We start from the raw sequence: 26,015 nt of genomic DNA on the forward strand, positions 1-26,015 counted from the left end.
ATCGTCATCCTTTGTTCAGAGGCTCACATGAGCATTCTGAATATGAGCTTTTTAGATACAAACAACCGGGTCAACTGCCCGGCTGAAAGTATCAACAATAATTACGGTGCGACTCAGCGAACGCGATAGTTCGGTGCTTCTTTAGTAATTGTCACATCGTGCACATGGGATTCCGCCATGCCCGCATTGGTTACGCGGACAAACTCAGGCTTGGTTCGCATGGCATCCATATCCGCAGAACCGGTGTAACCCATAGCAGCACGCAAGCCACCCACCATCTGATGGATAATGGCGTGCAGAGGCCCTTTGTAAGGTACACGACCTTCAATACCCTCAGGAACCAGCTTCTCAGTGCCCTCTTCTGCGCTCTGAAAATAACGATCACTGGAACCGGACGCCTGAGACATGGCGCCTAAAGAACCCATTCCGCGATAAGCCTTGTAACTACGACCCTGATAAAGCTCCACTTCACCCGGCGCTTCTTCAGTACCGGCCAGCATGCTGCCCAACATCACTGTGCTGGCACCGGCCACAATGGCTTTCGCCAAATCACCGGAGAAACGAATGCCACCGTCCGCAATGACAGGCACGCCGGTTCCCTTCAGCGCTTCAACCACATTGGCCACCGCACTGATTTGCGGCACACCAATACCGGTCACGATACGGGTAGTACAAATCGAACCCGGGCCGATGCCCACTTTAACCCCGTCAGCACCGGCTTCCACCAGTGCTTTACCAGCAGCACCAGTGGCAATATTGCCGCCAATAACCTGAACTTGCGGATAGGTTTCTTTCACCCACTTAACCCGCTCAATTACGCCGCGGGAATGACCATGAGCCGTATCGACAATAATCACATCAACGCCCGCAGCCACCAACGCTGCAACACGCTCCGGTGTTTCAGGGCCGGTACCAACCGCTGCACCGACAAGAAGCTGCCCCTGGGCATCTTTTGCTGCATCAGGGTACTTCTGGGCTTTTTTGATGTCTTTAACCGTCATCATGCCCGTCAGGCTGAACTGATCATCCACCACCAGCACCTTTTCAATACGGTGCTTGTGCAACAGCTTTCTCACTTCTTCCGCATCAGTGCCTTCTTTCACCGTCACCAGACGATCTTTCTGGGTCATGATGTCAGAAACGGGCTTATCCAGATTTAAAACAAACCGAACATCCCTGCTCGTTACGATACCGACCAGATCAGTACCTGAAAGCACCGGAACACCGGAAATATTATGATGGGTCGTCAGCTCTAACAGTTCGCGAACCGTCGCGCTGGCATCAATCGTGATTGGGTCTTTCACCACACCACTTTCATGCTTTTTAACTTTACGGACTTCCACGGCCTGCTGTTCAGCCGTCATGTTTTTATGGATAATGCCAATACCGCCTTCCTGCGCCATGGCGATTGCCAGTGACGCCTCGGTTACCGTATCCATCGCCGCAGAGATCAGCGGAATATTCAGCTCAATATCTCGAGTCAGTTTTGTTTTCAGCTGGACATCTTTCGGGAGGACTTCGGAGTAGCCGGGCAGAAGGAGGACATCGTCGAAGGTGAGTGCATCTTGTGCAATTCTCAGCATTGCCTGTTTCCAAGAGTTGGTGGTAAAAGCGGGTAAAAAATTCGGACAAGTATATCTCACAACTTCCCTTCAGCTAAACCACTATTTCAGGCAAAATGGTAAAAATCTGATCCGCTTGCCGAGCATTATTCATGCATCACTTTACCGACGCCCCATCCTCTCACGTTGAAACACCCGCCAAACCGTTATCCGTTTCGGAATTGAACGGTAAAGCCCGGCGACTGCTGGAAATGAGTTTCAACAATGTGCGGGTAGAAGGGGAAATATCGGGTTTGGCTCGCCCGAGCTCCGGGCACTGGTATTTCACCTTAAAAGACAAACAGTCCCAAATTCGCTGCGCCATGTTCAAAAACCGGAACCAGGCTCTGAAATTCACCCCCACCGAAGGCATGCGGCTTCTGATCAGAGGTCGGGTTAGCCTGTACGAAGGCCGTGGTGATTATCAGCTGCTGGTCGAACACATGGATCACGCCGGCACCGGTGACCTGCAAAAAGACTTTGAAGTGATGAAGGCCAAACTGGCCGCTGAAGGCTTATTTGATATTGATCGTAAAAAACCACTGCCCGAACACCCAAAGCATATTGGCGTCATTACCTCTCCTACGGGCGCCGCCATTCGGGATATTCTCACAGTTCTGAAACGACGTTTTCCATCCATTCCGGTCACCGTGATCCCAAGCTCAGTACAGGGGGATTACGCGAAACAGGAACTGGTGAATGCCATCAAACTGGCCGAAGCTGCCAATCAATTTGATGTCCTGATCGTAGGTCGTGGCGGCGGTTCATTGGAAGATTTATGGCCATTTAACGAAGAAATCGTCGCCCGCGCCATCGCTGAATGCAGTATTCCAATCGTCAGCGCCGTGGGCCATGAAATCGACTTTACCATTGCCGATTTCGTTGCCGACCTCCGGGCAGCCACACCCTCCGCGGCTGCTGAAATCCTGAGCCCTGATCGACAGGCCATACTGAACCAGCTGTTTCTATTTCAGCGCAAGCTAAACACAATGATTCAGCACAAATTGATTCTGAGCAGCAAAGAGCTCGGTAGCATTAAAGGTCGGCTTCGCCACCCTGGCGAACGTTTAAGAGACAGCGCCCAGCGACTGGACGATTTGGAAATACGGCTCAAGCAAGCAATGACACTTCAGCTGGAAAGATCGAATTCACGATTAAGCCGCCTTCAGGAACGCACGGAACGATGCAACCCCATTTTTCAGCTGGAATCTCTGAAAGGTAAAAATGAACGACTGGAACAGAAACTGATTCAGTTGACATTGAACCAGCTTGAAAAACGCAGTTTCAAACTGGAAAAAGCATCCGGTGAATTAAATGCAGTGAGCCCCCTGGCCACTCTTTCCCGAGGTTACTCAATCACGTCACGGGACAGTATTATTATTAGAAGCAGCCAACAGTTGAAGGAGGGAGACCTCATCACTACGCGTTTTCATAAAGGAGAAGCTCTTTGTAAAATCGAAAAACTCGTTAGTTGATTCGAACACTAAATTCTGCAGACTGAAGTTTAAAATGAATCGCGAGCCAAATACTGCCAGCATCTGGCTCAGTCGAGAATACCTGAAGCTTTAGATCTACAGGAAAGAAGAAATGGTCACCAAGCCTGATCATACCTCCCCTCCTTCGGAGGGGCATGACCGATAAGCAAGCAACCCGATTGCAACAACTCCAGACTTCTGAAGTATTTTAATCAGCACTTCCAGCTCACCAGGCAATACATCCGATATGTCATCCAACAACTGCCTTTAAGAAACAGCTCAACCTTAACGCTTGGTTTTTCTCTTCTCCTTGGCAAACTGCGCTGTTTTTTCAACGCGACGCTTGCGATGGGCTTGACGCTGATCCGCTTCTTTTACTTCAGCATACGGGTTATCGCCGGAACGGAATTCAATCCGGATCGGAGTTCCCATAATCTTCAGCACTTTGCGGAAGGTGTTTTCAAGGTATCGACGATAAGCGGAAGGCACTTTCTCCGTCTGATTACCGTGAATAATAATGGTCGGCGGGTTCATCGCACCGGCATGGCAGTAACGCAGCTTTATACGACGATTGTTCACCATTGGCGGCTGGTGTTCTTTTACCGCATCTTCCAGAATACGGGTCAGACGGTTAGTAGACAGCTTGCTAGTCGCCGCTTCATAAGCCTCCTCAATGGAATCATAAAGATTGCCTACACCCGTACCATGCATCGCAGAAATGGTATGAATACGAGCATAATTAATAAACCCAAGGCGACGATTCAGCTCTTTTTTAACATCCGCTCTCTGCTGTTCCTGCATTCCGTCCCATTTGTTCAGCGCGATAACCACGGCTCGACCGGCATCCAAAACAAAGCCAAGCAGATGAAGATCCTGTTCAACAATGCCTTCCCGGGCATCCAGCACCAGAACCACCACATTAGCATCTTCAATGGCCTGGAGGGTTTTGATCACAGAGAATTTTTCAATGGATTCAGACACCTTGCCACGACGGCGCACACCCGCCGTATCGATCAGTGTGTAATCCTGACCAAAGCGCTCGTAAGGAATGTAAACACTGTCGCGAGTGGTTCCCGCTTCGTCGTAAACAACGACTCGGTCTTCGCCCAGCAGACGATTAACCAATGTTGATTTACCCACATTCGGGCGACCAACAATACCAATCTTGATGCCTCTGGCCTTGGTGGGTTCATTCTCATCCGCTACATATTCTTCCACACCCGTGCAATCAAACAGCACATCCTCAATCATATTGCTGACGCCGCGACCATGAACCGCTGCAATATGAAAAGCAGAACCAATACCCAGAGAAGCGAAATCGGTTTCTGCCTGCTCGGCATCCACACGATCCACCTTGTTAAGAACCAGGTGATACTTTTTGCCCTGCTTACGAAGATGCAGAGCAATCATTTCATCCGCAGCGGTCAGCCCTGCCTTGGCATCCACCAGAAACAAGACGACATCAGCCTCAGTGATTGCCGTCAGGGACTGCTCTGCCATCGCGGAGTCAATACCTTCCTCATCACCGGAAATACCACCAGTATCAATGACGATATAGGGATGAGAGCCAACTTTGCCCTCACCATACTTCCGATCCCGGGTCAGCCCAGCCACGTTGGCAACAAGAGCATCCCTGGATCGGGTGAGACGGTTAAAGAGGGTGGATTTGCCAACGTTAGGGCGACCCACCAGGGCAATTACAGGAACCATATTATTTACCACAACAATGTAAAACGGGCTGAACCCGTTAAAGGTTCAGCCCGACAGCGCATTTTTCCAGCTAGAAGACCGAATCAGTCTGAAGACTTTTCCTTCAGAGCCATCAGCTCACCTTCTGCAGTCAAAACAAACATCAGATCATTATCCACCAGTGGCTGAGCCTTGATGGCGGATGAACCTGTTTTAAAACGTCCAGCCTGACTACCGTCCAGCTGAGACATCAGGTGCAGATAACCTTCACTGTCACCAACCACCACATAACTACCAAAAGCAGCCGGGGCGGATAAGCGACGATATTCAAAATCTTCCTGGCGCCAGTTTACAGCACCACTTTTTTGATCAATGGAACTAAGATAGCTTTCTTCACTGGTCAGGTACACGGCACCATAACCATCAGCCATACCTTTATAGCTGGACAGCTCTTTAGACCAGCGCACACGGCCACTGTAAAGATCCATCGCCGCTACATTACCCTGATAGCTATCAAAGAAAATCACATTATCCAAAATCAGAGGTGCGCCTTTAATATCTACCATGCGCTCCAGCTCGGTACTGCCTCTTGGGACAGAAACCCGGGAACTCCACAATGGCGCACCGTTTTCCAGACGGAAGGCCTTCGCCTCACCACTGGCAAATCCGGCAAACACCGCTTCACGGAACATCACCGGCTCAGAAGAACCTCTCAGCGTTAAAGCAGGCTGCAAAGCTTCCTGACGCCACAGATATTTACCGGTATCCGCATCCAGAACGGTTAAGCGATCATCAATACTCTGAACAGCCACATAAATACCATCGGTGACCGGTGCACTGAGAATTTCACTGCTTACCCGTGAACGCCAAAGCTCAGCACCATTTTCCTGATCCAGGGCAATGACTTCACCATCCAGCGTTCCCAACAATACCTTGCCGTAATAAGCACTGACACCACCGCCGACGTGAATATCGTCAAGCTCGGTTTTCCAAAGCTGCTTACCGGTATCACGCTCAAAGGCATAAACGGAACCTTTGGAACCCGCAGCAAATACCTTGTCATCATCAACGGCAGGCTTCAGATTTTCAAAACGATTTCCAACCCCTTTACCGGCTCCTCGGGACCAGACTTCCGTGAGCTCGACCCTTTCATCACTGATCGACTGGAGAGGTTTAGGAGCTCTGATCTCCTCTTCATCCGATGAAAAAATACTGCATGCAGAGAGACTCAGCACAACCAGAAGTGCAACACTGCCCCTAAACAACTTCTCCATTACATTATCCCTCTTGTTCTGAAGACTTCTGTTCATTTGACGGGATCGGCGCCATTGCTGCCAGATCGTCCAGCTTCAGCTGCAGCAGCGGTCGGTTCTGACCATTTTCGCGAGCTGCATCCACCGCGGTCTGATAAGCCTGTTCCGCCTTGACCCGGTCGCCCTGCGCCAACCAGGCATCACCTTTGACCGATTCAATCGTCGCCTGATAAGTTTTTTCAGATGTTAGACCCGCCAACAAATCCAGTGCTTTCTGGCCATTTTCACCGGACTCTGCCAGCAGAACCCGCGCAAGACGAAGTGTTGCCATGGTGTTCACTTCCGGAGCAGGCTTCTGGGCAAGCACCCATTCCAGAGACCTTCTTGCTGCCTCAAGCTGACCATCCTGAACCTGCTGCTGTGCAAGGAACAGTGTGGCAAAGACTGCATACTGACTGTCTTCAAAGTCACTCTGCAGAGTCGTCACCAAGTGGTTAACGGTGGCTTTCTGCTCTTCAGTCAATGACTGAAGAGACAATGCCGCCAATTGGTTTTGCTGATCCACCTGAACCGTATCCAGCAGGCTCTGATAAAGCGATGACGCTTCAGCAATCTGCTGGCTCTGGGTTTTCTGCCAGTATTTGTAACCAGACACAGAGGCCAGCGTAATAGCAACACCCAGAATCACGGGCTGGCCATAATCCTTCCATAGGTTTTTAAGCAGTTGTACCTGCTCGTCATCAGATTGGTAACTCACCCTTTACTCCTGATCTTTTTCTCAAAACAGCCAAGGTACTCAGAGCACCTTACTGCAAAATACTTTTTAGAAATCCTGAAACTTCAGACAGTGGCAGTTGCTGCTGAGCTTCATCCGCTCTCAAGGACTTAATCGTTGCAGTGCCGGCCTGCAACTCATCTTCCCCTATAATCAGCGCATACTTTGCACCACTGCGATCGGCGCGCTTCATTTGAGCCTTGAATCCACCGCCGCCACAATTCATAAGGATTTTAAACTGTGGAAGTGCGTCACGTAAACGTTCGACCACTGGCAAAGCTTTATTACCAATGCCATCACCAACAGCAACAACGGTAACATCCACCTGATTATTCACAGTTTCTGGCAGCAACTGGAGTGTTTCCAGCATCAGGATAAGCCGTTCCATACCCATGGCAAAACCAACACCTGCGGTCGGTTTACCACCCAGCATTTCAACCAATGCATCGTACCGGCCACCGGCACACACCGTACCTTGTGAGCCAAGACTTTCTGTTATCCACTCAAAAACCGTGCGTCCATAATAGTCCAACCCACGCACCAACTTGGTATTGACCCGATAGGAAACCCCAGCTTCATCCAGAACTTTCTTTAAATCTTCAAAATGGTTCCGGGATTCTTCATCAAGATAGTCAAACAATTCAGGGGCATCAGCCACAATTTTCTGTGTACCGGCATCTTTACTATCAAGGATTCTTAATGGGTTGATGGTTAAACGACGACGACTGTCTTCGTCCAAATCCGCTTCATACTGAGACAAATAGGCAACCAGCGCCTCACGGTAACGCAGACGGGATTCCTGGGTACCCAGCGTATTTAGTTCCAGAGTAACGTGCTCACTTAATCCCAACTGCTGCCAAAGGCGAGCGGTCATCAGAATCAACTCAGCATCAATATCCGGACCAACCATTCCGTAGGCTTCAACACTGATCTGATGAAATTGGCGGTAGCGCCCTTTTTGTGGACGCTCATAACGGAACATTGGACCAGACGTCCAAAGACGTTGAATCTGATTATAGAGAAGACCATTCTGGATGCCCGCACGAACGATGGATGCTGTTGCTTCAGGGCGAAGAGAGAGCTTTTCACCGTTACGGTCTTCAAAGGTGTACATTTCTTTTTCGACGATATCGGTGCCCGTGCCAATACCGCGGCTGAACAATGCAGAACTTTCAGCAATAGGAACCCGGATTTCCTGGTAACCGTAGGTTCCAAGCACGGATCTCACTTGTTGCTCAAGATATTGCCAGGCTGGTGTCTGATCGGGAAGAATGTCATTCATTCCCCGGATGGCTTGAAGCTGTTTGCCCAAACTGAAGATCCTTTAACTGAAACAGTCAGGGTAGCCATTCATGGTATCGAGGTGATATCAAGGTCAACGATAGGGCTACCCAGACTGACAAATCGCAAAAATTGAGCAACTATACCCGCTGACACCTTACAATGACAATCCCGAAAGGAGCAAGCTCCGGCAATCTTCTAATAAAAGAGCTTCAGACACTCAGCCCTGCTCATTCACCTTAAGTTGAATACTGGCCACTCGGGAACGAGATTGAGGGTTTGATACTGTGTCACCAGCAAAAACAATTTGATCAACCGCTGGCGAGTTACCAAAACGCACATTCACCGGGGGAAGAACCTGAAGATCAATGGCAGTACCTGATTGCTGAACACTGGAAACGATAATTTTGCCTGTTGCATCTGTCACCTCGACCCAGCACTCTCCTTTGAAACTGATCATCAGACTTTTCATCAGCCCATCAGGTTCAACTGCTTTCGACGCTTCCGCAGCTGGCGTTATATGGTCTGTTTCAGGGAGAATATTTGTCGTTTCTTCAGAAGACTCAACCAACTCAGGCTTTTCAGTCACTATCGTTTCCGAAGGTAAGGCCTGCGCGTTTTCAGGCTCAGAGATGGCTAAAGAAGCATCCTCTGCATTTATGCTTTGTTCTAAAACAACCGCACTGGAAACTTCAGGCTTTAACCAGTTATTCCAGAGAAAATAACTCAAGCCTCCCAGGGATACCACAAGCACCAAAATCAAGGCATTCGCTGGCGAAGGTGTTGAATGAGCCCTGAGGGGCTTGATGGTTTTTTCAACGTCCAACTTCAACACTTTTTCGCTTTGACCAGAGATATGCTGGTCATAAACTGCAGCAAGCTCATCACCATTCAAACCCAAAATTTTGGCATAATTACGAAGATAACCACGAACAAAAGTAGACTGAGGAAGCTCAGTATAATCGTCATTTTCCAAAGCCCGTACATAGGTTTCGGTAATTTTTAACGCCAGGGCAGCATCAATAACGCTCATCCCCTGGCTTTCTCGAGCCTGTAGCAGTTGAGTACCGGGCAACAATGCCCGGTTTAATTCTTCTTGCAGAGAATCCTGATCACTCATATCCCAATTGACTCCGATATTGCTGTAGCTCCTTCGAGCCGGGATACAATCGTTCTAAACGCAACGCATAGCTGGCCGCCTTGCCGTGAACTCCATTCACTGTCGCCAGCTGAATGCCCAGCAATAACGAACTGGCATTTTGCCCTGCTGACTCATCAAAGGCCTGATAATATTGCCAGGCCTTATAATTATCCCCTTCTTCCTTGTAGATTTCGGCCAATTCAAGATTTGCCCGGGAAGAACCATTATTCAGCCTGAGCGCTCGCAGAAAGTGCTTCTTAGCCAATGAGGTTTTACCCAGCTGCAAGGCCACCACACCCGCGCTCTCGAAAATCCGGCTTCTCTCAGAATAACCTACATCTCGTGACGCCAGTTCAAACTGCTCATAAGCGTCTTCCAAACGATTTTTCGAAAAGAGAAATACACCGTAATTGTTGCGTATATCTGATGCACCCGAATCAATTGCCAATGCCCTTTTAAAGGACTCTTCAGCCAGTTGGTCTTCACCCTGTCGCTGGTATGTCACGCCGAGCACACCATAAACACTGGCCGAATTCGGCTCTATTTCCAACGCTCTTTCTAAAGGTTTCACTGCTTTTTCAGTGAAACCCTCCTGAAGATAACCTTTGGCAAGATTCATATAATCCACCACTGCCCGATCCCCATCAAGAGGGCGGGCACTGGTCGACACGCAGCCTGTCAATATCTGTGATGAAGCGCACAACAGTACAACAAGCTTTAAACGGAGTCTTAATCGGCTCCCCATTGTCTTCCCCAAAAAAATCGGATTTTTATAGCTGTCTGGCAGCAATGTGTCGTTCACTTCGGCGGGTTTTATCCATGACGTTGCCTACCAGCTGACCACAAGCGGCATCAATATCATCGCCACGGGTTTTTCTCACTGTCACGTTGTACCCGGCCAGCTGAACACGCTCCTGAAAACGTCTGATGGCATTATTACTTGGTCTTTCATACCCGGAATGTGGAAATGGATTGAAAGGAATCAAGTTTATCTTACAAGGAACATCTTTTAATAATGCGACCAACTGATCGGCATGTTCAGGCTGATCATTCACACCGGCAAGCAGTGTATATTCGATCGTAACCACACGCTTGCTGTCCGTCAAACTGTTCATGTAATGATGAATAGCATCCAGCAACTGATCGAGGGGATATTTACGGTTAATCGGCACCAATGAGTTACGCAGTTCGTCGTTAGGCGCGTGCAGGGAAACCGCCAAAGATACATTGGAAACTTCAGACAGCTTTCTCAATGCGGGAACGACACCAGAGGTACTCAACGTCACACGTCGCTTGGATAAGCCATAACCCAGATCGTCCATCATCAGGTCCATGGAATCCACGACGTTATCAAAATTCATCAATGGTTCACCCATGCCCATCATCACCACATTGGTGATAGAACGATCCATTTTTGCGGGTACATTGTTAAAGTGGCGGGCAGCGATCCAGACCTGACCGATAATCTCTGCCACCGTCAAATCAGAGTTAAAGCCCTGCTTACCGGTAGAGCAAAAGCTGCAGTCCAGAGAACAACCGGCCTGAGAGGAAACACAAAGTGTACCGCGGCCATTTTCAGGGATAAAAACGGTTTCAACACAACTTCCACTGGCAACCCGAACCACCCATTTGCAGGTGCCGTCTTCCGAAAAATGGCTGCTGACCACTTCCGGGCCACGGATTTCAGCCGTTTCTTTCAAACGCTCACGAAGGGATTTGCTGATGTTGCTCATATCATCGAAGTTATCTACCCGATGATGATGAACCCACTTCAACACCTGCTCTGCGCGAAATTTTTTCTCGCCAATGCTCAGAAAGAAGGCTTCCATTTTTGCTCTGGAAAGCCCCAACAAATTCACTTTTTCTGCATTCGCAGTAGATTCAGCCAGTTCAACGGCTTGATCGATAGAAGACTCGATCAATTCAGACATTTTAATACCTCAAAGCCACCAGTAAGTCTCCCCACTGATGGCTAATATTTAACACCCGGTTTTAAAACCCGTAAACTGACTGCTCAGTTCGATTAGCGGGTTCTTGGGCAAATTTCATCACTTTCAAAAAAGTAAGCAACTTCACGTTCTGCCGACGCAACGGAGTCAGAGCCGTGAACCGCATTCTCATCAATCGTTTCAGCGAAGTCCGCGCGAATAGTACCTACCGCCGCTTCTTTAGGGTTGGTTGCACCCATCAGGTCACGATTCAGGACAACGGCATTATCGCCTTCCAGCACAGACACTACCACAGGGCCCGACGTCATAAACGCCACCAGATCTTTATAAAATGGGCGCTCTTTGTGCTCAGCGTAAAAACCACCAGCCTGCTCATCAGAAAGATGAACCATTTTGGTAGCAACAATATTCAGGCCTGCATCTTCAAAACGTGCAATGATTTTACCGATGACACTCTTGGCTACTGCATCAGGTTTTATAATGGATAACGTGCGTTCTACCGCCATTATGATCTCCAGATTGTCATTTTCGTGCCCTTTCGGGATTATTATTACTTATAAAAAACGTACGACTCTCTCAGCGTCCCTTGCTGGAGTTGAGCAGCATTCTATACAATCGTGCCGCAAGTGTCAGTTTTTTCTGCCATTTGTTATCAGCAAACACCATTTAACAACAAGCAGAAAACGCCGCTTACCCTTCCGCCTCTTCCATCCAGGCCATTTGAATAGCCTCCAGGATTTTTTCTCCACAACGATCCGGATCATCCTCAAAACCATCAAGAGAAATAACCCAGTTCCTCAAGTCCACAAAATTCACAAACTTTGGATCAACCTCAGGATGCGCTTCGTGTAAGTCTATGGCTATATCATAAACATCTGTCCACGTTAGAGACATAACACCTGCTCCTGGCTTCTACCTAATATTGCGCTGCCTGAACACCCTATTCAGACAGCGCACAAAAATCAATGGCGTTCAGAAACTTGGTTAATGGTGTAGCGTGGAATTTCAACCACAAGGTCTTCATCCGCGACCACCGCCTGACAACTCAGACGGGATTCATGCTCCAACCCCCAAGCCTTGTCGAGCATATCATCTTCCAACTCATCGGCCTCCTCCATGCTCTCATACCCCTCACGAACGATCACGTGACAGGTCGTGCAGGCACAGGATTTTTCACAGGCATGCTCAATTTCGATGCCATTCTGCAGAGCGGCATCGCAAACAGTGATACCCGGTTCAACTTCAACCACCGCACCTTCCGGGCACAGCTCTTCATGGGGAAGGAACACAATACGAGTCATAATCAGAACTCCTCCAAATCATCTAACTTTTGTCCGGAAAGAGCCTTGCGAATTCCTTCATTCATTCGACGGGCAGCAAATTCTTCACTGGACTTACCAATACGTTCGATTTCACGGGTGATGGATTTCGCATCACCGATTTCACGCTGCTCTCTAAGAGCAACAAGATCCGCCTGCAACACTTCAAACTCAGAAGCACTCAACAGCAGTTTACCGTCTTTTGCCAACGCGACATCCAAGGCATCAATGACACGATCCGCTTCTACCTGCTGCTCGCGAAGCGCCCGGGCATCACGATCATCGCCTGCAAATTCGAAAGAATCCTTCAACATGCGGGAAATATCACCATCACTGAGACCGTAAGATGGCTTCACCTGAATACTGCTTTGCACCCCAGTGGAAAGCTCTTCTGCACTAACATTGAGCAAACCATCCGCATCCACCTGAAAGGTCACACAAATCTTTGCTCCGCCAGCAGGCATGGGTGGAATGCCTCGCAATTCAAACTGGGCCAGGGAGCGATTATCACGACTCAATTCCCGCTCACCCTGAAAAACATGGACCGCCATGGCCGTTTGACCATCTTTGTAGGTGGTAAATTCCTGGGCTCTACTGACGGGAATGGTCGTATTGCGATGAATGACTTTTTCCATCAAGCCACCCATGGTTTCCAAACCAAGGGACAATGGAATCACATCCAGCAGCAACATATCATCTGCTGACTTGTTACCTGCCAGCACATTCGCTTGCAGGGCTGCGCCCACCGCAACCACCCGATCAGGATCAATAGAGGTTAACGGCGGACGTCCGGTATATTCTTCCACCTTCTCACGAACCATTGGTACCCGGGTAGAACCACCCACCATTACCACTTCTTCAATATCTTTTGCTTTCAGACCCGCATCCCGCAACGCACGCTTAAATGCTCGCAACGTTTGCTCGACCAGAGGGGCAATCAAATCATCAAACTGCTGGCGAGATAATGCACCCGCCCAATCACCAAAGCGAACGCCAACTTCGGACTGCCCACTCAACGCCTCTTTAACCCGGCAGGCTTCACCAATAGACTCGCGCATCTGGCGGGCTGTCATCGATGTTTCATCAACACCTGCCTGCTCAAGGATCCAACGAGCCACGGCACGATCGAAGTCATCGCCACCTAATGCCGTATCGCCACCGGTAGCCATCACTTCAAACACCCCTTTCTCCAAACGGAGAATCGAGATATCAAAAGTACCACCACCCAGATCATAGACAGCAATGACACCTTCGCCACCCTGATCAAGACCATAGGCGACAGCTGCCGCAGTGGGTTCATTCAATAGACGATAGACGTTTAACCCGGCAATTTTAGCCGCATCTTTTGTAGCCTGACGCTGCGCATCATCAAAGTAGGCAGGAACAGTGATGACGGCTCCATCCAGAGAGCCGCCAAGGGTTTCTTCTGCCCGGCTGCTCAGAACGCGAAGAATTTCAGCAGACACCTCAACCGGACTGATATCACCACGGCGGGTCTGAATAAAGGGCATACCCTTATTATCGTTATCAGCGAACTGATAAGACGAACCAAGAGAATCCAGATCGTCAAGACCACGACCCATCATACGCTTAACAGAAATAATGGTATTTTCCGGATCTTCCGATGCCATTGCACGAGCATCGTAACCTACCTGAACGGCAGACTCTGCATACCGGACGACCGATGGCAACAGATGCCGATTTTCAATATCAGCCAGCGTTTCAGCGGAACCTGAGCGGACCGTGGCCACCAGGGAGTTAGTGGTACCCAAGTCAATACCCACGGCACGTTTTTGCTGATGAGGTTCAGGAGCCTGTCCCGGCTCGGAAATCTGCAGTAACGCCATATCTGCCTCTTATATTCCTAGTTCGCTGCTTAATCCAGTAAGTCAGATTCCAGCGCTTCCAATTCAGCCGCCAGCTTTACCATGAACTGCATCTTCTTGACAACCGCTTCTGCCTGATCAAGATCTTCTTTTCCAGCGGATTGCCAGCACTGTTCAAAATGCAGTAGATAGTCATCAATATCGCCATCCACTCGAGCCACCAGTAACTCAAGCGCTTTTTCCGGATGGGCATCGGAACGAACCTCATCAACAGACTCACGAAGTTCCATCTGCTCCATAAGAAAGGCCGTATCCATGACCGTATTGCGTTCCATATCCACATCGCGACCAGCGAGCTTGAGAAGATAAATCGCTCGATTTAACGGCTGCTTCAAAGTATGAAACGCATCATTAACATGGGATGCATATTGCACAGCAAGCAACTGCTGTCGCTCATCATCACTGGCAAAACGATCCGGGTGCACTGCCCGTTGCAACACACGATACTGACCTGATAGCGCTTTCAGATCCACCTGACAGGAGACCGGCAGCCCAAAGAGCTCAAAATAATTCTTGGTCAAATCAAACACAGCAACACCACCAGACCGGTTAAAAATATGGCTCAACCTGCGTCAGCGGGATGAGCCATCATTCGAACCATCAATTTTCACATTTACCAATGCCAACAACAATGCGTCACGCATCAGCCAGCATCGACATTAAAACTTTCACCACACCCACATTCACTGGCAGCATTAGGATTGTTGAATTGCAATCCTTCATTCAAGCCTTCTTTTACGAAATCCAGTTCTGTGCCATTCAGATAAACCAGGCTTTTCGGGTCAATAAATACTTTGACCTCATGATCTTCAAATACAAGATCACCGTCGTCAACTACATCGACAAACTCGAGAACATAGGCCATGCCAGAGCATCCAGATGTACGCACACCCAGACGAATACCGAGCCCTTTACCACGACGGGTAAGCTGGCCTTGAATGTGACGGGCAGCCGTTTCAGTTACGGTAATTGCCATCAAATACTCCGCTACTAACTGGAACACGTCCCCGACCTGCTATCGGGGAAATTCCGGTTATTCCTCTTCCTGCGATTCTTCCTGAGACGGCTGCTGCCGCCCCTCCTGCTCTTCCTGATCATCATGCTTAGCGCGATAATCATCAATCGCTGCCTTGATAGCATCTTCAGCCAGGACGGAACAATGAATTTTTACCGGCGGCAGTGCCAGCTCTTCGGCAATATCGGTGTTCTTAATTGTGACCGCTTCATCAAGTGTCTTGCCTTTCATCCACTCTGTCGCCAGAGAGCTGGAAGCAATAGCCGAACCACAGCCGTAGGTTTTGAAGCGGGCATCTTCAATGACACCATCGTCGTTCACCTGAATCTGCAGACGCATTACGTCACCACAGGCAGGCGCACCCACCATCCCTGTGCCGACATTTCCGGCTTCTTGATCCAGCTTGCCCACATTACGGGGGTTTTCGTAGTGATCAATGACCTTTTCGCTGTATGCCATTTTTCTCTCCTCCGAAGCCCTGCTATGCACAGCGCTTCATAATTCCTCAGTGTGCAACCCACTCAACCTTGCTAAGGTCAACGCCGTCTTTGAACATATCCCACAGTGGCGACAACTCACGCAGCTTTTCTACCGCCACATGAATCTCTTTCACCGCATGATCTACTTCTTCTTCGGTAGTAAAGCGACCAAGACTGATTCTGAGAGAACTGTGCGCCAATTCATCACTTAACCCAAGAGCTCGCAGTACATAGGAAGGCTCAAGGCTTGCCGACGTACAGGCAGAACCGGAAGAAATAGCCAGATCCTTCAAGGACATCATCAACGACTCGCCTTCAACAAAAGCAAAGCTGATATTCAGAATCCCTGGCACCCGCTGCTCCGCAGAACCATTAAGGTGTACTTCTTCCAAATCGGAAAACTGGGATAAAACACGTTCTTTCAACGCTGTCAGACGAACCGTTTCCGCATCCATCTCTTCTGCAGCAAGACGACAGGCTTCGCCCATGCCAACAATCTGATGAGTTGCCAGGGTGCCCGAACGCATACCACGCTCATGACCACCGCCGTGCATTTGAGCCTCAAGGCGAATACGCGGCTTACGACGTACAAACAAGGCGCCAATGCCTTTAGGGCCATAAAGTTTGTGGGCAGAAATCGAAAGCAGATCAACCTTCATGGTTTCCATATTCAATGGAATTTTGCCAACACTTTGTGCCGCGTCCACATGAAAGATAATTTTACGAGCACGGGTAAGCTCGCCAATCGCTTCAATATCATTGATCACGCCAATCTCATTATTGACGTGCATCAAGCTGACCAGAATGGTGTCGTCGCGCAGCGCCTTTTCCACCATGACCGGTGTAATCAAGCCATCACTGCCCGGCTCAAGATAGGTAATTTCAAAACCTTCTCTTTCCAGCTGACGACACGTGTCCAAAACCGCCTTATGCTCAATTTTGGAAGTAATAATATGCTTACCCTTTTTGCTATAAAAGCGGGCAACACCTTTGATAGCCAGGTTATCGGATTCTGTCGCGCCAGAAGTCCAGACTATTTCTCTCGGGTCTGCATGAATCAGGTCAGCCACCTGACGACGAGCGTCTTCGACAGCTTCCTCAGCACGCCAACCAAATAAATGGGAGCGGGATGCCGGATTGCCAAAATTACCTTCAAGCGAGAGGCACTGAATCATTTTATCAGCCACACGCGGGTCTACCGGCGTTGTTGCAGAATAATCGAGATAAATCGGTAATTTCATCTGGTACATCTCCAGGCGGTCAGTACGCTCAAAACCCTTGATTCGCATAGGGTGAAAATCATCATGCCGCCACACTGTTTCTCTTTGACTTTGCTTTTAGCGCGCCACAAGAGGTCTTATAAAATCGTGTCTACAGCAATTTTGTTATCTTGTTGCCCATCCTGACGATCAGCAACATTTTGCACTTCCCTGCGAGCAACCAGATCAGCGAGGCTAATCCCGTCAAGGAAGGTATGAATCTGTTCGCTCAAATCCTGCCAGAGATGATGAGTAAGACAGGTAACCCCCTGCTGACACCCACCAGCGCCCTTGCACTTGGTCGCATCTACCGACTCATTGACAGCATCAATCACTTGGGCGACATAGATGTCTTGCCCTTCGCGACTAAGCCGGTATCCGCCACCGGGACCGCGCACACTGCATACCAGATCAGCCCTGCGAAGCTTCGCAAACAACTGCTCAAGATAAGACAATGATATTCCCTGACGCTCTGAGATATCCGCCAGTGAAACCGGACCCTGATCAATATGCAGAGCAAGATCCAACATGGCAGTGACTGCGTAACGCCCTTTGGTCGTTAATCTCATACAGCATCTCACTTGCTATTCAGACAGCGCTTCCACGTGTCGTAAACCCCCAAACACTTTAAGCAGAGTATTGAGCCGCGACTCTCCAAGCAGCAAATTCAATATCTTAAAGCTCAAACTATAAGATGAAGTATGCAATACCCGAGTATTTTAGTCAACTATTAAGCGGATGGGATTATTGCTAAGCGGATGGGATTATTGCGGAAGAAAGCAGAATGAGGATGGAATATCTTTGTTAGTTTAAATTCACAAAAAGCCTAAAGCCTGGCGGCATTCTATAGAATGTTGCCAGGGTTTTCAAAATCTGATGAAACATCACCATAAAAACCCAACGTTATGGCTACATAAAGCCCCCCTGCGAAGACAGTCAGAAAAGCAGATATAAGGAGAGATACATTATGGAAAGGAGAGCAACTCCGATTAACAGAATCACTCTACTCAATGATCAAACTGGCGTTTCTCGCTCTTCAGAAGCGCCTTTTATCACAGATTCAAAATCTTCTTCCTTCAACTCCGGGGCTGGACCGACACAGCAATTCATTCCATTATCTTCCAGAAGTTTGCATAGCCGTTCGAAGCGGGAATCCACCTCATGAAGATGATCCAACATGGCTGAGATAGCATGAGCAGTAGGGTCTGGCATTTCCGACGTAACCGCATAAGAATCGAACCCTATCTTTTCGGCCATTTTTCCAGCATTAGCGTGACGGTTTTTTTCCTGTTCTGAAACTTCAGGCTTTTTGACAATACGTCCTGGGATACCCACCACCGTTGCACCTGCTGGCACCTCGCGTACAACCACCGCATTGGAGCCTATTCTTGCACCTTCTCCAACCACAAATGGACCGAGAACTTTTGCGCCAGCACCCACCACAACACCCTTAGCGAGGGTTGGGTGACGCTTTCCTTGATTAGATGGATGCCCTTTACCTTTATTAGGAGAGGTTCCCCCAAGTGTTACCCCGTGATAAATAGTCACATCATCCTGAATCACTGCCGTTTCACCAACCACCACACCCATGCCGTGATCAATAAAAAAGCGGCGACCGATGGTTGCGCCAGGATGAATCTCGATCCCCGTCAGCCACCGGCTGAAGGTAGATAGCATTCGCCCCAACCAGAGGAACCCCGACTTCCAGAGTCGATGAGCACCACGATGCAACAATAATGCATGCAGTCCCGGATACGTTGTGATCACCTCAAAGGTTCCCCGAGCCGCCGGGTCCCGCTCCATGACGGTTTTTATGTCTTCCTTCAATCTCTCAAACATGGTCAGCGCCTGAATTGTCCTTTAAATAGATTATTCTGTTGTTTTTTGAGTCCCGCCGCCCGACGCCAGACATCGTTGAGTTTCAGAAAGAATACCGCGCAAAATACCCAGCTCTACCTGATCGGGTCGAACACGGCCATACAAACGACGCATTTTGGCCATAATTTTTTCATGGCTACTGTGATCAAGAAAACCAATTTCCATCAGTACGCTATAAAGATGATCGTAATAACGCTCCATATCATCCATGGAGGCCAACTCATTACTTTTGGGTATCGGTAGATCCAACGCATCTTTATTTAACAGTTCAGCCATCCGTATTTCATAAGATAAAACCTGCACGGCCGCCCCCAAATTTAATGAACTGAAGTCTTCATTGGTGGGAATATGCACCTGCAAATGACAACGACGCAGTTGTTCGTTAGAAAGCCCACTGTCTTCCCGACCAAAAATCAAGGCCACCTTATTGTTTGCAGCTTCTTGCACAATGCTTTGAGCACAGCTTCTCGGGTCAACCAACGGCAGAGAAACACCACGAACCCGGGCGCTGGTTCCCACCACAAACTGGCAATCGGCCAACGCTTCATCCAGGGTTTCACACACTTTGGCATTTCTCAAAATGTCATCCGCCCCCGAAGCCAGTGCGGTTGCCGTGCCAGAAGGAAAATCATCGGGAGCCACAAGACACAACTGACTTAACCCCATGGTTTTCATAGCCCGGGCTGTGGAACCGATATTGCCCGGATGAGAGGGGTTTACTAATACTATGGAGATGTTGTCGAGCACCGCTGAAATCTCTTGCGTGGGTGTGTTTTTCAGAAGAACCAAAAGGTTCAAAAGCAACCAATAATTCGAGCCAAGCTTATATCCCGTCAGTGTACCCAAAATACCAGCGATTCCAAGCACTCGGTAAAATTACTGACAAACCCTGCGTAGCACTCCATTGCAACTTCGCGGTCATCCTGTCAGAATGCGCGACCAACTTTGAGGATTAACGAGAAACAACTTTTTCTCATTAATCCAGCTCTATTCGATCTTTTACAGTTCAGATGTAATCAAGCCTATGCAACCTATGGTGAGTATGGCGCTGCGAGCAGCACGCCAGGCCGGTGATATTATTGCCCGTGCCTACAAGGATCTCGACCACGTAGACGTCGAAATCAAAAGTCGTAACGATTTTGTCACCGAAGTGGACAGGGCTGCTGAAAAAGCCATTATCGCTGCGTTGAGCAAAACCTATCCAAACCATGGCTTCTATGGTGAAGAAAGTGGCCTTCGTGAAGGCAAAGACGACGGCAAAGATTACCTCTGGATCATCGACCCTCTCGACGGCACTACCAACTTCATCAAAGGTATTCCTCACTTCGCAGTGTCTATCGCTGTGCAGTATCGTGGTCGCCTGGAACACGCCGTTATTCTCGACCCAATGAATGAAGAAGAATACTGCGCCAGCCGTGGTCATGGTGCCACCCTGAACAGTAAACGCATTCGTGTGGGTAACCGCAGAACGCTTGAAGGCGCTCTTATTGGTACCGGTATTCCATTTATGGCACCAGGTATCAACCACGTCGACAATTACCTGAACATGATGCGCGCCATGCTGGGCGATACCTTAGGTATTCGTCGCGCCGGCGCTGCCTCTCTGGATCTCGCTTATGTTGCTGCTGGTCGCCTGGATGCTTTCTGGGAAATTGGCCTGCAGGATTACGATATGGCAGCGGGCGTTCTGATGATTCAGGAAGCCGGTGGTCTGGTTGGTGATTTTAAAGGTGGTCACACCTACATGCAGAACAATCAGGTAGTTGCTGGCAACAGTGGCTGCTTCAAAGACATGCTTAAGCGAATTCGTCCTTTCGTGACTGAAGGCATGTTCCGCTCCTGAATACGGGTTAAGTGAGGCAACCGCCTCACTTTGCTTCTATTTTCCTCACGATACTCGCAATCCCATAAAACATCGCAATTCCAACACCATCAGCAATAAAATCCGCAATGGAAGGATCACGATATCCCGTCTGCCCCTGCAATACCTCCATCAGCGCACCATACAATAACAGTAGAGCTGGCTTTAGATACCTCAACTCACCGCCCGGATGAGCCAACACTTCCATCACAAACGCCAGCATTAGAAACACCAGTCCATGCATTACCTTGTCATTCACTAATGTCGCTGGCCCCTCCTCTTCAACAGGAAGCAATGCCATCACTAACACAGCCAACAGCAACAAATAAAAACCGGTTTTCAACAATGGCGAAGGTAAAGATTTCATCCATTTAAAAATAAACATAGGCACACTCCCTACAAAAAAGCCGGCACAAATGCCGGCTTTTTTATGTTAGAGCGAATCAGGGTATCTGATCCAGCTCTTCGTTTTCCTTAACAGGCACTATCAGGTCTTCTCGGCTGATCTTCATATACACCAACATATTGGATGCAATATAGATGGACGAGTAGGTACCAATACCCACACCCACAATTAATGCCATCGCAAAATTGTGGATCATCTCACCACCAAACAAGAACAAAGACAGCAGAACCATCAAGGTGGTTCCGGAGGTTGCCAACGTACGACCCAACGTTTGAGTCAGGGAAACGTTGATCACCTCAATAGCATCGCCTTTACGGAGTTTGCGGAAATTTTCCCGGATTCGGTCATAAACGATAATGGTATCGTTCAAGGAGTAACCGATTACCGCCAGCAATGCCGCTAACACCGTCAGATCAAATTGCAACTGAAGGAAAGAGAACAGCCCCAGAGTAAAAATCACGTCGTGGGCCAAAGAAAGTATGGCACCCACAGAGAATTTAAACTGAAAGCGGAAAGCGATGTAAAGCGTAATCAGCACCATGGCAAACAACATGCCTAAGCCGCCCTGATCTCTCAGTCGATCCCCCACCTGCGGGCCAACAAACTCGACCCTAACCGCCTCTACCTTACCTTCATAGTTCTGCCCCAGAAGATTACTGACCGTAGCACCCAGTTTCGGATCATCACCGGGAATACGCACCAGAATATCTTCTGCGGAACCAAACTCCTGAACGACAACGTTATCGTATCCTTCAGCAGCCAGCTGCTCACGAATATCGGCCGTTTTCACCGGCTTATCGTACACCAGCTCAATCAGGGTTCCGCCGGTAAAATCCAGCCCCCAATTGATGCCCTTAGTCAACAATGTTGCTAAAGAACCCACCATCAGTATCAGCGACAGCACCGACGCGAGGCTGCGCAGTCGCATGAAGTTAATGACTTTTAAATCACCCATCACTGCCACCTCAAATATGTAGTTTCTTAAGATTGCGGCCGCCATGGGTGACATTCACCAATGAGCGAGTCAGCACAATCGCCGTAAACATAGACGTCAGAATACCGATACACAGGGTCACTGCAAAACCTTTGATAGGTCCGGTACCCACCGCAAACAGAATGATACCCACCAGCAACGTGGTAATGTTACCGTCAAAAATGGAAACAAACGCGCGGTCAAAACCATCATGAATAGCACGTTGAATCGGTCGTCCATTACGAATTTCTTCCCGGATACGGGAGAAAATCAGAACGTTCGCATCCACCGCCATACCCAACGTCAGAACGATACCCGCAATACCCGGCATGGTCAGCGTCGCGCCAAACAGACTCATGACCGCCATCAACAACACCAGGTTGATTGACAGCGCAATGTTCGCCAGCAAACCAAACACACGGTACACCACCACCATAAAGATAAGCAGCAGAATCAGGCCAATCACCGTGGAATGAACACCCATCTGAATGTTTTCAGCACCCAGGCTTGGGCCAACAGTACGCTCTTCAGCAAAGTACATAGGCGCAGCGAGAGAACCGGCACGAAGCAGCAATGCTAATTCAGAGGCCTCTCCAGAAGAGTCCAGGCCAGTAATACGGAACTGATTACCCAACGCACTTTGAATGGTTGCGAGGCTGATGACACTCTCTTCCTGCTGGAAACTTTGAATCGTTTCCTTAACCTTTACACCATCAACGGTTTTGGCCACTACCTTGGTAACAGGCTTCTGCTCAATAAAAATCACCGCCATGGCACGCCCCACGTTATTACGTGTTGCACGATTCATCACCGTACCGCCATGACTGTCCAAATTGATATTGACCTGAGGCTGTCCACTTTGGGTATCAAAGTTGGACTGCGCACTGGACACCTGGTCACCAGTAATAATGATGTCTCTTTCCAGGGCTACCGCAGGGCGTGCGGAGTTTCTGAAACTGAAGGTTTCGGTACTCACACGGGAAGCATCAGGCAATGCCTCTAAGCGGAACTGCAGGTTGGCCGTCTTACCGAGAATACGTTTGGCTTCTGCGGTATCCTGAACACCTGGCAACTCGACAACAATGCCGTTACGACCCTGACGCTGAACCAATGGCTCAGAAACACCCAGTTCATTCACACGATTACGAACGGTTGTCAGGTTCTGCCGTACTGCATAATCTTCAACTTCACGAATCGCCGTTTCTGAATAACCGAAAGACACCACCGGGCGACTATTCACTTCTGTGTTTTCAACGGTCAGATCTGGGAAATCTCTGCTGATGAGTCTCGCCGCTTTATCGCGGGAAGCCACATCATTAAATGCCATCTGTCGTGCACCGTCGGCACGCTCTGGCATAGTGCGGTAACGGAGTTTTTCCTTACGCAGTGCGGTACGGATTTCCGAATTAGCAATATCTAACTTCAACTGCACCGCTTTTGCTGTATCCACTTCTAAAAGGAAGTGCACACCACCAGAAAGATCCAAACCCAATTTCATTGGGTAAGCGCCGATGGACGTCAGCCATTCCGGTGTCGTCTGAGCAAGGTTAATAGCCACCACATAATCATCACCCAGCGCTTCTTTTACCAATGACTTGGAAAGCTGTTGCTGGTCGGCATGATTAAGACGAACTAACAAAGAACCGTCGTCCAGTTCTACAGATTTAATGTCAACATCCGCGGCAGACAATGCCTGCTCAACACGACGCTGAACCCGTTCATCCATCACTTTGGATGAACTGGCACCAGAGACCTGAACAGCAGGGTCTGCGGGATAAAGATTGGGAAGGGCATAAATAAACCCGAGACCTACCACGACCAGAATCAGCAGGTACTTCCACAATGGATAGCGATTGAGCATGGCTCACCGGTTCCTGATTTAATAAGTATTATACCAATTTTGCTTTAAAATTATGGCTGCGCAGTTATTTTTACCAACTGGATCTGCGTTGAAGTTCCTCGCCATAGTTTGGCTATGACTCGTCTCTTCGCCTTGCCCAGTCGCCCAAAATAACTTGCTCGCTGCATAATTTAAAAGCGCTATTGGTATTATGCGACTTTAAACGTTTATTGCATGGGCAAATCGAATTGCGCGGGCAGTCCATTCAGTCGTAAAAAAGGCAGTCTGATGACTGCCTTTTTCAAAGCTTTTATTTAATAGCCTTGATCGTGCCTTTTGGCAAGGTCGCTGCTACTGAGCCTTTCTGGAAATTCATTTCCATATTGTCAGCTACCTGAAGAGTGACAAACTCATCAGTCACATTGTTCACCTTACCCAGGATGCCGCCAGTGGTGACCACTTCGTCACCCTTAGCAAGGCCACCAATCAGGTTTTTATGCTCTTTGGCACGCTTGCTTTGTGGACGCCAGATCAGCAGCCAGAAAATCAGCACAAAACCGCCCAGCATCACCAGCTGGCCAATCATTCCCGGTCCGCCAACTGCTGGCGCCGCGCCTTCGGCGGCAGCTTGAGCCTGACTGATAAAAGGAATCATTCCAATACTCCTAAAACATTCTTACTGTTGATGCAGCAATTTACCTGAAAAATAAACAGTCCGGAAGACAGCGCCGTCAATACTGCGTAACAAAGCGTTACCGGAAGTCTTATAACCTAACGTTTTATTGGGACTGACTGAAAAATATCAACCCCAGTCCGGCACTTCCTGACCACGTTTGCGATAGAATTCCACCACAAACGCTTCCAGCTCGCCTTTTTCTATGGCGCCACGCAACCCTTCCATCACTCGCTGATAATAGCGAAGGTTATGAATGGTGTTCAGCATGGAACCGAGAATCTCGCCACACTTATCCAGATGGTGCAAATAAGCACGGCTAAAATTCTGGCACGTGTAACAGTCGCAATGTTCTTCCAGTGGACGCTCATCCTTTTTGTGGGCGGAGTTGCGAATTTTAATAACACCCTCGTCCACAAACAGATGACCATTACGGGCATTGCGCGTCGGCATCACGCAATCAAACATGTCCACGCCACGACGCACCGCTTCCACAATATCTTCTGGCTTACCAACGCCCATCAGGTAACGAGGATGATCTTCCGGAATCTTGTGCGAAATATGAGACAGAATACGCATCATGTCTTCTTTACTTTCACCAACCGACAAGCCACCAATAGCGTAACCGTCAAAGCCAATCTCAGTCAGCCCCTGTAAAGACACATCACGCAACTCTTCGAACATGCCGCCCTGAATAATGCCGAACAGCGCTGAAGGACTTTCACCATGAGCAGCTTTGGAACGTGCCGCCCAACGCAGAGAAAGCTCCATAGACACACGAGCCTGCTCTTCACTGGCGTCTCCCGGTGTGCACTCGTCAAAGATCATAACGATGTCAGAACCCAGTTCTTTTTGAACCTGCATGGAGACTTCCGGATTCAAAAACACCTTGGAACCATCCACCGGTGACTGAAAAGAAACGCCCTCTTCGGTAATCTTGCGCAACTTGCCAAGACTGAACACCTGGAAGCCGCCGGAGTCCGTGAGAATCGGCCCCTGCCACTGATTGAAATCGTGCAAATCACCATGCTTCTGAATAATTTCCGTGCCCGGGCGCAACATCAGGTGAAAGGTGTTACCGAGAATGATTTCAGCACCAATCTCTTTAATATCCCGCGGCAACATACCTTTAACGGTGCCATAGGTGCCCACCGGCATAAAACACGGCGTTTCTACTGTACCGCGAGGAAACGTCAGCCGACCACGACGGGCTTTACCGTCGGTAGCCAGCTGATCGAACTGCATAAAACACTCTTCTCTTT

26 protein-coding genes are annotated in these 26,015 nt (G+C 48.9%); 2 read left to right on the forward strand and 24 right to left on the reverse strand.

Translation table 11 applies throughout. The features are described from left to right. Positions 1–113: 113 nt before the first annotated feature. Positions 114–1,583 (reverse strand): IMP dehydrogenase, encoded by a 1,470-nt coding sequence (gene guaB, locus Q1B11_RS08980; RefSeq protein ID WP_299730932.1) that lies wholly within the window; start codon positions 1,581–1,583, stop codon positions 114–116. Between the two features lie 131 nt (positions 1,584–1,714). Between guaB and xseA the strand changes: the two genes are divergently transcribed. Continuing rightward, a complete protein-coding gene (gene xseA / locus Q1B11_RS08985; RefSeq protein WP_299730935.1) occupies positions 1,715–3,076 on the forward strand; it encodes an exodeoxyribonuclease VII large subunit in 1,362 nt (453 codons plus the stop codon). 285 nt (positions 3,077–3,361) lie between these two features. Here xseA and der read toward each other — a convergent pair whose 3' ends face one another. The 18 genes from der to trmJ form a co-directional block, all read right to left on the reverse strand. After that, complete coding sequence (gene der, locus Q1B11_RS08990; protein WP_299730938.1) at positions 3,362–4,786, reverse strand: ribosome biogenesis GTPase Der; 1,425 nt, start codon at positions 4,784–4,786, stop codon at positions 3,362–3,364. Positions 4,787–4,869: 83 nt separating this feature from the next. Next, the gene (bamB, locus tag Q1B11_RS08995) at positions 4,870–6,039 is read right to left on the reverse strand and encodes an outer membrane protein assembly factor BamB (RefSeq protein ID WP_299730940.1); all 1,170 of its coding nucleotides are present in this window, start codon (positions 6,037–6,039) and stop codon (positions 4,870–4,872) included. Positions 6,040–6,043: 4 nt separating this feature from the next. Beyond that, the gene (locus Q1B11_RS09000; RefSeq protein ID WP_299730943.1) at positions 6,044–6,775 is read right to left on the reverse strand and encodes a tetratricopeptide repeat protein; all 732 of its coding nucleotides are present in this window, start codon (positions 6,773–6,775) and stop codon (positions 6,044–6,046) included. A 49-nt stretch (positions 6,776–6,824) separates the two neighbouring features. After that, a complete protein-coding gene (gene hisS, locus Q1B11_RS09005; RefSeq protein WP_299730946.1) occupies positions 6,825–8,105 on the reverse strand; it encodes a histidine--tRNA ligase in 1,281 nt (426 codons plus the stop codon). Positions 8,106–8,294: 189 nt separating this feature from the next. Continuing rightward, on the reverse strand, positions 8,295–9,194 hold the full coding sequence (locus tag Q1B11_RS09010; protein ID WP_299730948.1) for a RodZ domain-containing protein: 900 nt from the start codon (positions 9,192–9,194) through the stop codon (positions 8,295–8,297). Then, the gene (gene pilW / locus Q1B11_RS09015) at positions 9,187–9,960 is read right to left on the reverse strand and encodes a type IV pilus biogenesis/stability protein PilW (RefSeq protein ID WP_299730951.1); all 774 of its coding nucleotides are present in this window, start codon (positions 9,958–9,960) and stop codon (positions 9,187–9,189) included. The genes Q1B11_RS09010 and pilW overlap by 8 nt, the downstream gene beginning before the upstream one ends. A gap of 25 nt (positions 9,961–9,985) precedes the next feature. Next, on the reverse strand, positions 9,986–11,146 hold the full coding sequence (gene rlmN / locus Q1B11_RS09020; RefSeq protein ID WP_299730954.1) for a 23S rRNA (adenine(2503)-C(2))-methyltransferase RlmN: 1,161 nt from the start codon (positions 11,144–11,146) through the stop codon (positions 9,986–9,988). A gap of 92 nt (positions 11,147–11,238) precedes the next feature. After that, complete coding sequence (gene ndk, locus Q1B11_RS09025; protein WP_299730957.1) at positions 11,239–11,670, reverse strand: nucleoside-diphosphate kinase; 432 nt, start codon at positions 11,668–11,670, stop codon at positions 11,239–11,241. A gap of 184 nt (positions 11,671–11,854) precedes the next feature. Next, entirely contained in the window at positions 11,855–12,058 is a 204-nt protein-coding gene (gene iscX / locus Q1B11_RS09030) for a Fe-S cluster assembly protein IscX (RefSeq protein WP_299730960.1), read from the reverse strand. A 68-nt stretch (positions 12,059–12,126) separates the two neighbouring features. Continuing rightward, positions 12,127–12,465 (reverse strand): ISC system 2Fe-2S type ferredoxin, encoded by a 339-nt coding sequence (gene fdx / locus Q1B11_RS09035; protein WP_067517785.1) that lies wholly within the window; start codon positions 12,463–12,465, stop codon positions 12,127–12,129. Positions 12,466–12,467: 2 nt separating this feature from the next. Beyond that, on the reverse strand, positions 12,468–14,330 hold the full coding sequence (gene hscA, locus Q1B11_RS09040; RefSeq protein WP_299730967.1) for a Fe-S protein assembly chaperone HscA: 1,863 nt from the start codon (positions 14,328–14,330) through the stop codon (positions 12,468–12,470). 29 nt (positions 14,331–14,359) lie between these two features. Continuing rightward, positions 14,360–14,935, reverse strand: a complete 576-nt coding sequence (hscB, locus tag Q1B11_RS09045; protein WP_299730970.1) for a Fe-S protein assembly co-chaperone HscB — start codon at positions 14,933–14,935, stop codon at positions 14,360–14,362. 77 nt (positions 14,936–15,012) lie between these two features. Continuing rightward, positions 15,013–15,345, reverse strand: coding sequence for an iron-sulfur cluster assembly protein IscA (gene iscA, locus Q1B11_RS09050; RefSeq protein ID WP_067517789.1), 333 nt, complete (start codon positions 15,343–15,345; stop codon positions 15,013–15,015). Between the two features lie 57 nt (positions 15,346–15,402). Then, positions 15,403–15,843: a Fe-S cluster assembly scaffold IscU gene (iscU, locus tag Q1B11_RS09055; protein WP_299730980.1), complete on the reverse strand. Its 441-nt coding sequence runs from the start codon at positions 15,841–15,843 to the stop codon at positions 15,403–15,405. A 46-nt stretch (positions 15,844–15,889) separates the two neighbouring features. Continuing rightward, positions 15,890–17,104, reverse strand: coding sequence for an IscS subfamily cysteine desulfurase (locus Q1B11_RS09060; protein WP_299730983.1), 1,215 nt, complete (start codon positions 17,102–17,104; stop codon positions 15,890–15,892). Positions 17,105–17,220: 116 nt separating this feature from the next. Beyond that, positions 17,221–17,691 (reverse strand): Fe-S cluster assembly transcriptional regulator IscR, encoded by a 471-nt coding sequence (gene iscR / locus Q1B11_RS09065; RefSeq protein ID WP_067517794.1) that lies wholly within the window; start codon positions 17,689–17,691, stop codon positions 17,221–17,223. Between the two features lie 445 nt (positions 17,692–18,136). Continuing rightward, positions 18,137–18,961, reverse strand: a complete 825-nt coding sequence (cysE, locus tag Q1B11_RS09070; RefSeq protein WP_299730994.1) for a serine O-acetyltransferase — start codon at positions 18,959–18,961, stop codon at positions 18,137–18,139. A 30-nt stretch (positions 18,962–18,991) separates the two neighbouring features. Beyond that, positions 18,992–19,747 carry a tRNA (cytosine(32)/uridine(32)-2'-O)-methyltransferase TrmJ gene (gene trmJ, locus Q1B11_RS09075; protein WP_299730997.1) on the reverse strand — a complete coding sequence of 252 codons (756 nt, stop codon included), beginning with the start codon at positions 19,745–19,747 and terminating at the stop codon, positions 18,992–18,994. A gap of 277 nt (positions 19,748–20,024) precedes the next feature. Between trmJ and Q1B11_RS09080 the strand changes: the two genes are divergently transcribed. After that, positions 20,025–20,843 carry an inositol monophosphatase family protein gene (locus Q1B11_RS09080; protein ID WP_299731000.1) on the forward strand — a complete coding sequence of 273 codons (819 nt, stop codon included), beginning with the start codon at positions 20,025–20,027 and terminating at the stop codon, positions 20,841–20,843. Positions 20,844–20,868: 25 nt separating this feature from the next. Here the strand turns inward: Q1B11_RS09080 and Q1B11_RS09085 are convergent, their stop codons facing one another. The 5 genes from Q1B11_RS09085 to tgt form a co-directional block, all read right to left on the reverse strand. After that, a complete protein-coding gene (locus Q1B11_RS09085) occupies positions 20,869–21,246 on the reverse strand; it encodes a VanZ family protein (RefSeq protein WP_299731002.1) in 378 nt (125 codons plus the stop codon). Positions 21,247–21,304: 58 nt separating this feature from the next. Then, positions 21,305–22,267: a protein translocase subunit SecF gene (gene secF, locus Q1B11_RS09090; protein WP_366139448.1), complete on the reverse strand. Its 963-nt coding sequence runs from the start codon at positions 22,265–22,267 to the stop codon at positions 21,305–21,307. Continuing rightward, positions 22,233–24,101 (reverse strand): protein translocase subunit SecD, encoded by a 1,869-nt coding sequence (gene secD, locus Q1B11_RS09095; protein WP_299731008.1) that lies wholly within the window; start codon positions 24,099–24,101, stop codon positions 22,233–22,235. The genes secF and secD overlap by 35 nt, the downstream gene beginning before the upstream one ends. Positions 24,102–24,390: 289 nt before the next feature. Continuing rightward, complete coding sequence (yajC, locus tag Q1B11_RS09100; RefSeq protein ID WP_067521946.1) at positions 24,391–24,735, reverse strand: preprotein translocase subunit YajC; 345 nt, start codon at positions 24,733–24,735, stop codon at positions 24,391–24,393. Positions 24,736–24,882: 147 nt separating this feature from the next. Beyond that, entirely contained in the window at positions 24,883–25,998 is a 1,116-nt protein-coding gene (gene tgt, locus Q1B11_RS09105) for a tRNA guanosine(34) transglycosylase Tgt (RefSeq protein WP_299731019.1), read from the reverse strand. Positions 25,999–26,015: the final 17 nt, after the last annotated feature.

Source organism: uncultured Endozoicomonas sp., assembly GCF_947495845.1.
In the GTDB taxonomy this organism is placed as follows: Bacteria; Pseudomonadota; Gammaproteobacteria; order Pseudomonadales; family Endozoicomonadaceae; genus Endozoicomonas.

Bases quoted from the DNA above. Each gene is read 5' to 3' on its own strand.
- guaB (WP_299730932.1), bottom strand. From the start codon at position 1,583: ATGCTGAGAATTGCACAAGATGCACTCACCTTCGACGATGTCCTCCTT.
- xseA (WP_299730935.1), top strand. From the start codon at position 1,715: ATGCATCACTTTACCGACGCCCCATCCTCTCACGTTGAAACACCCGCC.
- der (WP_299730938.1), bottom strand. From the start codon at position 4,786: ATGGTTCCTGTAATTGCCCTGGTGGGTCGCCCTAACGTTGGCAAATCC.
- bamB (WP_299730940.1), bottom strand. From the start codon at position 6,039: ATGGAGAAGTTGTTTAGGGGCAGTGTTGCACTTCTGGTTGTGCTGAGT.
- Q1B11_RS09010 (WP_299730948.1), bottom strand. From the start codon at position 9,194: ATGAGTGATCAGGATTCTCTGCAAGAAGAATTAAACCGGGCATTGTTG.
- pilW (WP_299730951.1), bottom strand. From the start codon at position 9,960: ATGGGGAGCCGATTAAGACTCCGTTTAAAGCTTGTTGTACTGTTGTGC.
- rlmN (WP_299730954.1), bottom strand. From the start codon at position 11,146: ATGTCTGAATTGATCGAGTCTTCTATCGATCAAGCCGTTGAACTGGCT.
- ndk (WP_299730957.1), bottom strand. From the start codon at position 11,670: ATGGCGGTAGAACGCACGTTATCCATTATAAAACCTGATGCAGTAGCC.
- iscX (WP_299730960.1), bottom strand. From the start codon at position 12,058: ATGTCTCTAACGTGGACAGATGTTTATGATATAGCCATAGACTTACAC.
- fdx (WP_067517785.1), bottom strand. From the start codon at position 12,465: ATGACTCGTATTGTGTTCCTTCCCCATGAAGAGCTGTGCCCGGAAGGT.
- hscA (WP_299730967.1), bottom strand. From the start codon at position 14,330: ATGGCGTTACTGCAGATTTCCGAGCCGGGACAGGCTCCTGAACCTCAT.
- iscA (WP_067517789.1), bottom strand. From the start codon at position 15,345: ATGGCAATTACCGTAACTGAAACGGCTGCCCGTCACATTCAAGGCCAG.
- iscU (WP_299730980.1), bottom strand. From the start codon at position 15,843: ATGGCATACAGCGAAAAGGTCATTGATCACTACGAAAACCCCCGTAAT.
- Q1B11_RS09060 (WP_299730983.1), bottom strand. From the start codon at position 17,104: ATGAAATTACCGATTTATCTCGATTATTCTGCAACAACGCCGGTAGAC.
- iscR (WP_067517794.1), bottom strand. From the start codon at position 17,691: ATGAGATTAACGACCAAAGGGCGTTACGCAGTCACTGCCATGTTGGAT.
- cysE (WP_299730994.1), bottom strand. From the start codon at position 18,961: ATGTTTGAGAGATTGAAGGAAGACATAAAAACCGTCATGGAGCGGGAC.
- Q1B11_RS09080 (WP_299731000.1), top strand. From the start codon at position 20,025: ATGCAACCTATGGTGAGTATGGCGCTGCGAGCAGCACGCCAGGCCGGT.
- Q1B11_RS09085 (WP_299731002.1), bottom strand. From the start codon at position 21,246: ATGTTTATTTTTAAATGGATGAAATCTTTACCTTCGCCATTGTTGAAA.
- secF (WP_366139448.1), bottom strand. From the start codon at position 22,267: ATGGCGGCCGCAATCTTAAGAAACTACATATTTGAGGTGGCAGTGATG.
- secD (WP_299731008.1), bottom strand. From the start codon at position 24,101: ATGCTCAATCGCTATCCATTGTGGAAGTACCTGCTGATTCTGGTCGTG.
- yajC (WP_067521946.1), bottom strand. From the start codon at position 24,735: ATGATTCCTTTTATCAGTCAGGCTCAAGCTGCCGCCGAAGGCGCGGCG.
- tgt (WP_299731019.1), bottom strand. From the start codon at position 25,998: ATGCAGTTCGATCAGCTGGCTACCGACGGTAAAGCCCGTCGTGGTCGG.